6 protein-coding genes are annotated in these 7120 nt (G+C 42.4%); 2 read left to right on the top strand and 4 right to left on the bottom strand.

The window, feature by feature from the left end:
* Positions 1-785: chemotaxis protein CheW (locus NJ959_RS23255; protein ID WP_254014127.1), on the top strand; the 785-nt coding region annotated here is incomplete at its 5' end.
* Between the two features lie 91 nt (positions 786-876).
* On the opposite strand, the gene NJ959_RS23250 is transcribed toward NJ959_RS23255, so the two are convergent.
* The 3 genes from NJ959_RS23250 to NJ959_RS23245 form a co-directional block, all read right to left on the bottom strand.
* The gene (locus NJ959_RS23250; RefSeq protein ID WP_254014126.1) at positions 877-1563 is read right to left on the bottom strand and encodes a hypothetical protein; all 687 of its coding nucleotides are present in this window, start codon (positions 1561-1563) and stop codon (positions 877-879) included.
* Positions 1564-1758: 195 nt separating this feature from the next.
* Positions 1759-1884, bottom strand: a complete 126-nt coding sequence (locus tag NJ959_RS30290; protein WP_256529662.1) for a hypothetical protein — start codon at positions 1882-1884, stop codon at positions 1759-1761.
* Positions 1885-1916: 32 nt separating this feature from the next.
* Positions 1917-2240: a type 2 periplasmic-binding domain-containing protein gene (locus tag NJ959_RS23245; RefSeq protein WP_254014125.1), complete on the bottom strand. Its 324-nt coding sequence runs from the start codon at positions 2238-2240 to the stop codon at positions 1917-1919.
* Between the two features lie 184 nt (positions 2241-2424).
* Between NJ959_RS23245 and NJ959_RS23240 the strand changes: the two genes are divergently transcribed.
* On the top strand, positions 2425-4272 hold the full coding sequence (locus NJ959_RS23240) for a pentapeptide repeat-containing protein (protein WP_254014124.1): 1848 nt from the start codon (positions 2425-2427) through the stop codon (positions 4270-4272).
* Between the two features lie 83 nt (positions 4273-4355).
* Here NJ959_RS23240 and NJ959_RS23235 read toward each other — a convergent pair whose 3' ends face one another.
* On the bottom strand, positions 4356-6869 hold the full coding sequence (locus NJ959_RS23235) for a single-stranded-DNA-specific exonuclease RecJ (protein WP_254014123.1): 2514 nt from the start codon (positions 6867-6869) through the stop codon (positions 4356-4358).
* Positions 6870-7120: the final 251 nt, after the last annotated feature.

Raw genomic sequence — 7120 nt, 5'->3', positions numbered from 1 at the left:
TTGTTGGCGACTTTACGCGGTTTGATTCAGGGGGATCTTTCGGGTTGATTTTTCTCAATTTTCCTCCATTTTTTTATCTGTTATTTTACTTGTTACCTTTTCATCCTTCATCCTTTATCCTTCATACTTCAATGGCTGTTTTTTTTCCTATTAACTCCCGACGAGCCAATAATCGCAAGGCTAAACCTACTCAGCAATTGATCGCGTTTCGCCTTTACTCCGAACGCTTTGCATTGCCAATTAGGGCAGTCCAGAAAGTTATTCCTCTAGGCAAAATTTATGGCGCACCACAGGGAGGGAGAGTAGGTATTACTCTTTATCAAGAGCAAGAATTGATAGTCATAGATGTAGAACATCGAATTTTTAAAGGAAAATCTAACCAGAATTTATCTTTAAGTCCAAGCTTGACAGAGACAGAAAATATGGAGACAGGGGAGAGGAGTGACGATCTTAATTCCTCATTCAATATCAACGTATCTATTCCCACAAGTGAATCTGAAAAACCAGAAGATGAAAAAGATAATACTGAACAAGGATACCTGCTAATAGTACAGAACAGAACTGGAAACATTGTGGGGTTACCAATTGAAGAACCTCCGGCTTTATTGCGCGTATATGATGAAGCTTTTAGACCTCTAACATCAAACTATTTGAATCAAGGGAATATTCAATGTATTAGTGCATTGATTCTTCCTTCTTCTGAAGAGCCTCCTCTATTTTTACTCAATCCCGATCTTTTATTTCAGACACACTATGCTCTCCCTTCCTCCTCCTTCGAGGTATAGAGAAAACCGGGTTTCTCAAAGAAACTCCTTCGAGGTATAGAGAAACCGGGTTTCTCTTGTGTACTTCATAAACCTGCAATCTGCTATAAATCTACTGCATCAACTCAGCCGGATTCATCGGAGCATCTGTACGACGCTTATCTGGCTGTTCCAGCTTCCTCTTATTCGGTGGTTCAGGTAAAAGAATATACCTCGGTCCCCAGCCCCCATTCAGATCTTCAGCTCGTTGAGGTGGTGGTGTAGTCGAACCAGTCGGTAAAGGAACAGATAATCCTTCAATAGCTTGGACATAACGATCGCCCTCAACTGTATTCCGAATCATAGTATTAACCAGCTTGATCCCCTGCTTCTCTAACCGCTGTTCCACATCCCACAAAGCTTCAGTAGGAGCAAGAGTCGCGAGGAATGTCACATCAGAATCTGGTTCTAACTTCAGTCCAAGTTTAGGTTGTTCCAGTTGCCAAGCTTCTTGAAACCGTCCGTCTTTTGCCACTTTCCAGAGGTTTAAATCAAGCTTCCATTTACCTTTCTTTACCTTGACATCTTGATAAGTCAAAATTGAATAAGTGGGATTTGAACCCACACCCGGAGGTAGCTGTTTATTAGGATGCAAATGGCGAACAGCCACCACCGCAATCGGACTATTATCTGGCAGATTAGTGGTTCCAGTTACCGTGTAGATACCCTCTCGCGTAGATGGTGTCACCCGAAACTGAAAATTCAAATCAGTTGATAAGTCAGATACTAAACCGGGCAATTGCGCAATGGTTGATACCACTTTTGATGTCACTTGGGAGCATCCACTATTTGCCAATAATAGGAAAACAACAAGGACAAATCGGCTGAAGGAATACAAGTCCCACTTGGTTAGTAATTGTCTCAACAAAACAAAATCAGACCAAACTCGCATAGAAAGCAGTTCCTGTAGTAATTTTAATACAAAGTCCCCTTGAACTCCTTTTCCTAGTTTCGATCAGTCAATCAGGATTCGTCCACCTTTTAAAACAACGGTGTAGGGGTAAAGCATTGCGGCGACAATATTCCTGACAAAACCGAAAATCTGGATACCGTAATCGTGACGGGAGCGAGGAGTCGCCACCCTTTTTCTCTGAGCAGAGTGACAGAAAAGGACTAATTAGCAGTAACTGCTATGTCGCCCTTGGACAAATTGCCAGCAATCATAACTAGCAATTCAGAGAGCTGCGCCGGAGTCATCACGCTCACCATCTGTTCGAGCGATGACTCCCGAAGCTTCTTGTGAGTCCAAAAATAATCTTGGGCTTCCTGGGGCATAGACTCCAGTAAGTGAAAAAACTCCCCGGCTTCAAGATCGAGCTTGCCATTGCGGAATCGGCTTAGTCTACTCTCATGCACTCCACTCCAAATGCTAACTTGCTTCGCTGAGTACTTAAAGCGAGATAGCACGTCATTAAAGAGTTCCCGGTGCCAGTTCATAAAAAAAAATGAATTTTATTTTGCCCTCAAATACATTATAATATATACTGTTGCTATTAATGCAACCACAGTGCCAAAATCTGACAAAAAGCTCCCACCAAGCACCCGTTAGTGCCGTTAGTCTAGATGGGCTATCGGCTCTAATGCCAGAATTGAAAATTACGGTTTCCAAACGGGGAAATTCATGATGAATGGTGACGAAATCAGAAAGCGATATGCAGCAGGGGAAAGGGATTTTAGTGGAGCAGACTTAAGTGGCACTTCCTTGAGTGGGGCGGATTTGCAACGAGTAGGGTTATGGCGGGGCAACCTCAGCAAAGCCAACCTAGTTGGTACAAACCTCAGCGGCGCAGATTTATTTGGAGTTTCCTTGAGTGAGGCAAACTTGAGTCGTGCGGTGCTATGTGGAGCAAATCTGAGTGAAGCAGACTTAAGGTTATCCATTCTCCAAGGAGCCAACCTTCGTGCTGCACTCTACAACGAAGCCACTAAGTTTCCTGCCAATTTTGACCCCAAATTAGCTGGGGCTTATTTAATTGCGCCGGGAGGTGAACTCGATGAGGCTTCCCTGAGCGGGATTGACCTAAGTAACGCTAACCTAAAAGGTGCTTCCCTAATCCGTGCCGATTTGTGGAAAACTAATCTTAGGGAAGCTAATTTGAGTCAGGCGAATCTCAGTCGGGCACATTTAATTGGGACTGACTTTAATGGCGCTGACTTGAGTGGAGCGTCTTTGAAAGAGTCTAATCTATTGGGAGCCGATCTTCGTTCCACAAACCTTCTTTCGACAGAATTGACTGGTGCAATCTACGACGAGACGACTCAGTTTCCCCAAGATTTTAACCCAGAAGCAGCAGGAGCCTACTTAATTACCCCTGGCGCTGCACTAGTAGGAGTTAACCTTAATGGAGTTAACCTCGGTGGAGTCGATCTCAGTGAAGCTTCTTTGCGAGAAACTGATTTAAGGGGGGCAAATTTATTTGGCATTACCCTCAGACGAGCGAATTTAAGGGGAGCTAAGTTAAGTGGTAGCATACTTTGGGAAGCTGAACTAATTGGAGCTGATTTAAGGGGAGCAGATCTCAGTGGATCTGACTTATGGTTGGCGGATTTTAGGGAAGCGGATTTGAGCAGAGCTGACTTGAGTAAAAGCAACCTGTTTGGAGTAGATTTTCGAGACGCTAACCTCATAGAGGTGAATCTTCAAGGAGCTATCTATAATGAAATGACTCAATTTCCTGAAGGGTTTGAGCCAACGGTTAGCGGCGCTTATTTAATTGCCCCTAATGCGTCACTACAAGGAGTAAATCTGACGGCAACAGATATGAGGGGAGCTAATCTCAGTGGAGCTGATTTGAGTAGGGCAAAATTGTTTGGCGCGAATCTCCAAGAGGCTATCCTGGAAGCCACTAAGCTTGAAGAAGCTCTCTATAACAAAGTGACTCAATTTCCTGAAGGGTTTGATCCGATTAAAAGTGGTGCATACTTAATTGCTCCTGGAGTATCACTCCAAGGGGTGAATCTGGGTGAAGCAGACTTCAGTGGAGCTGATCTGAGTAAAACTAACTTAATGAGTGCCAATCTGGGAAATGTCACTCTAGAGAATATCAAAATTGAAGGAGCCATCTACGATGAAGCAACTCAATTTCCTGAAGGGTTTGATCCTACTATTGGCGGCGCATATTTGATTGCTCCTGGTACATCATTAAAAGAAGCCAATTTGAGTAAAGCAGAATTGGGGGGGGTCGATCTGAGTCAAGCTAATCTAAGCAAGGCTTCTTTGAGTTATGTAGACCTCTGGGGAGCTAATCTGAGTCAGGCAAACCTCGAGGGAGCTAATCTGGAAGGAGCTAATTTATTAGGGGCAAATTTAACAGGCGCTAATTTGAGTGAAGCTTATCTCAAAGGTGCTAATTTGGATGGTGCAGATCTAAGTGAAGCTAATCTTAAGGGAGTGGATCTCAGTCAAGTTGACTTGGAAGGAGCTATTTTAAATGGCTCTATTATGCCTGATGGTACGGTTCATAATTAGGGAAGAGAGTTTTGAGTTTTGAGTTTTGAGTTTTAATTTAAAACTCAAAACTTGGAGCTATTCCGGGGAATGGGGAATAGCGATTAGCGATTGGCCATTGGCGCTAGCATTCCTTCAATCGTGGCTAAAGCAACTTGGTAAAAATATTGCCGCAGAAACTGTTCTTCTTCAACTGCTGCTAAAAATAGCTGAATTCCTCGATCAGACATATTATCAACCTTATCTAAGGATAATTCTCCTGAATCGCAGCTAATTTCCACCGCCCAATCTAGGTGCTTTACCTGAAAACCAATACTTTCAAGAGCAATGATTCCTAAACGCAAAGTGCGATCGCTAATATTGAGTTTTTCGTGGAGTTGTTCCAAAGTCGCCGATTGACGAGTGCGACTGATGAACTTAGCAATTCCTACTAATTTATACCAAATTTGCTCTGGTGGTAGTTGATGAGGAGGAGGATATGCGATCGCTAATTTTCGTTCTGTCTGAATTGCTCGTCTAAACCACAATTGTACCTCATCCCAACTAATTGGAGATTGACGCATTGTCAGAGGGTCATTTTCTGGTAATAGGTTAGGGGTTAACGGTAAGAGGGTTTGGCTCTCGTTAGGTAAATTATACTCGATTTCCCTATCTTCACCCCGCCAGTCTAAAATCCAATCTATCTGAGTGGAGAAATTAAACGAGGTAGATTTATCCTGAGAATGGACAGCAACGATCCGGAATTCAGGACATTTTTTGTAATTATTATAGTCAAGTTCGACGATACAAGAACATCTTCCTTTTGGCACTTCATCTTGATAATGTCCCCACCAGATACCCGGAAAACCGCGATCGCACGAATCATCCCAAACTTCCAACTCGGTTTTAATATATTGTACCTTTCCACCTTTCAAATCCTGAGTGTTCCGATTTCGCACTTCCTGAAACCAACAGTTTTCAATTAAGAGTTTCGGGACTGAATTACCCATTCCGCAAGGTTCTAATAGTTTTAGTTCCTGAAATAATTCTTTTCCCAACTCTGCTACATTTACAACAATATCTGCTTTTAGTATCGGATTCCTTAAATCATTTGATGATAATTTGTGCCGGAGTTGTTGATTAATCGCATCTGTAAATAAGGGAATATTCTCCACAAGTAAACTCAATCCCGCAGCAAAAGGATGCCCACCAAATCGATGTAACAAATGTGCTTGAGAATTTACCAATTCATACAGATCAATATTATTAACTGAACGAGCAGATCCTCTGGCAAGTGGCAAGTGGGGAGTGGGTTTTTTGGAGTGGGTTTTTTGGAGTAGCCCAGCGGATGCCCTATGGGGGAGGGGGCTATTTTTAGTCTTCTCCATCTCCTTTATCTCCCCTATTTCCCACACCTCCTCCCCGGCATCCGCTGGGCTACTGGCTGTACTCAATAAAATAGTAGGTAGTCCATATTCCTGAGCAATTTGGCCTGCAACTAAACCCAAAACACCCACAGCCCATTGAGGATCTTCTAAAACAATTACACTAGTAGTTGAAAGGTCAAGTTGGGCTAATTTATGTTTAACTTGTTGAGTAACATCTTTTTGTAAAGACTTGCGACGAGAATTAGCTAATTCAGTGGCAATAGCTAATTCTTTAGTCCGTTTCTCATCGCGACTTGTAAGTAATTCCACACAAAAAGCAGCATCACCTTGAATTCTGCTAACAGCGTTAATTCTCGGACCAATTCCGAAGGAAATATCAGTAGGGCGATCGCCATTTCGTTGGCATAATTCTAATAACTTAGCGACACCTGGACGAGTCCGGGTTTTCATTTGCTGTTGTAATCTTTGAATTCCTCTTTGTGCGAGATAGCGACAATCTCCACTTAATTCAACTAAATCCGCAATTAAACCAATAGCGACTAAATCCAGCAAATCTTCTACTGGTTGTCGGGGAATATCTGGTAAACTTTGATAAAGTGCCTCCACTAATTTATAAGCCACCGCCACTCCAGATAGATGAAAAAGTGGATGCTTGTCAACAAAATACCGAGGATTGATAATTGAAACAACAGAAGGTCGATCTTCAGGTAGTGTATGGTGATCCGTAATAATAATATCAATTCCTAAAGATTGAGCATATTCAATTTCTGTTAAATTGGTACTACCAGTATCGCAGGTAACGATAAGTTTACTTCCCCATTCTGCGAGTTTACTAATTCCTTGGTTGTTCAAACCGTGGGATTCCGTGATGCGATTGGGAATATAATAAATTAGTTCCTGATTCTGGACAAAAAATTGTCCCAATCCTTCCCACAAAACACTAGTAGCAGTAATCCCATCAGCATCAAAATCTCCCCATATCGCAACTCTTTCACAAGTTTCCCTAGCTTTTTGCAGTCGTCGCACTGCCAATTTCATTTCTTGACCAAATTCAAAAGGAGTTGCAGGTTGATATAAATCTGGATTAATAAATCCTGCCAGTTTCTGGGGATTTTGGATTCCTCTTTGCCACAATAATTGAGCGGCATAGCGTCCATCTGAGTTTACTATGTGGTGTTTTACAGTTTCCAGAAACCAGTGAGGTATTTCTGAAATAGGTTGGATTTGCCATTGAGGTTGGGATTGAAACATAATCCTTAGTGTCTTAGTGTCTTAGTGTCTTAGTGGTTTATTAAATATTAATCTCTCGCGAATAACAGAAAAGTACCCAGAGGGACAAGAGATGACCTGATGTACCACTGTAGTAGCACCTCCATCCTAAATTGCTGGGTTGGGCACGAATGAAAGGAATCGTGACATCTCCTACACCAACCTGAGTACAGGTACAGTGTAGGCTTCCAAACCAGTCCGGCTATTGCTTAGGAGGCGTTTGGCTTTAAGAA

This window comes from Limnofasciculus baicalensis BBK-W-15 (assembly GCF_024178385.1).
In the GTDB taxonomy this organism is placed as follows: domain Bacteria; phylum Cyanobacteriota; class Cyanobacteriia; order Cyanobacteriales; family Coleofasciculaceae; genus Limnofasciculus; species Limnofasciculus baicalensis.
Note: the sequence above shows the minus strand (reverse complement) of the source record. Positions and strands in the feature narration are given on the sequence as shown.

Bases quoted from the DNA above. Each gene is read 5' to 3' on its own strand.
- NJ959_RS23245 (WP_254014125.1), bottom strand. From the start codon at position 2,240: ATGAACTGGCACCGGGAACTCTTTAATGACGTGCTATCTCGCTTTAAG.
- NJ959_RS23240 (WP_254014124.1), top strand. From the start codon at position 2,425: ATGATGAATGGTGACGAAATCAGAAAGCGATATGCAGCAGGGGAAAGG.
- NJ959_RS23235 (WP_254014123.1), bottom strand. From the start codon at position 6,869: ATGTTTCAATCCCAACCTCAATGGCAAATCCAACCTATTTCAGAAATA.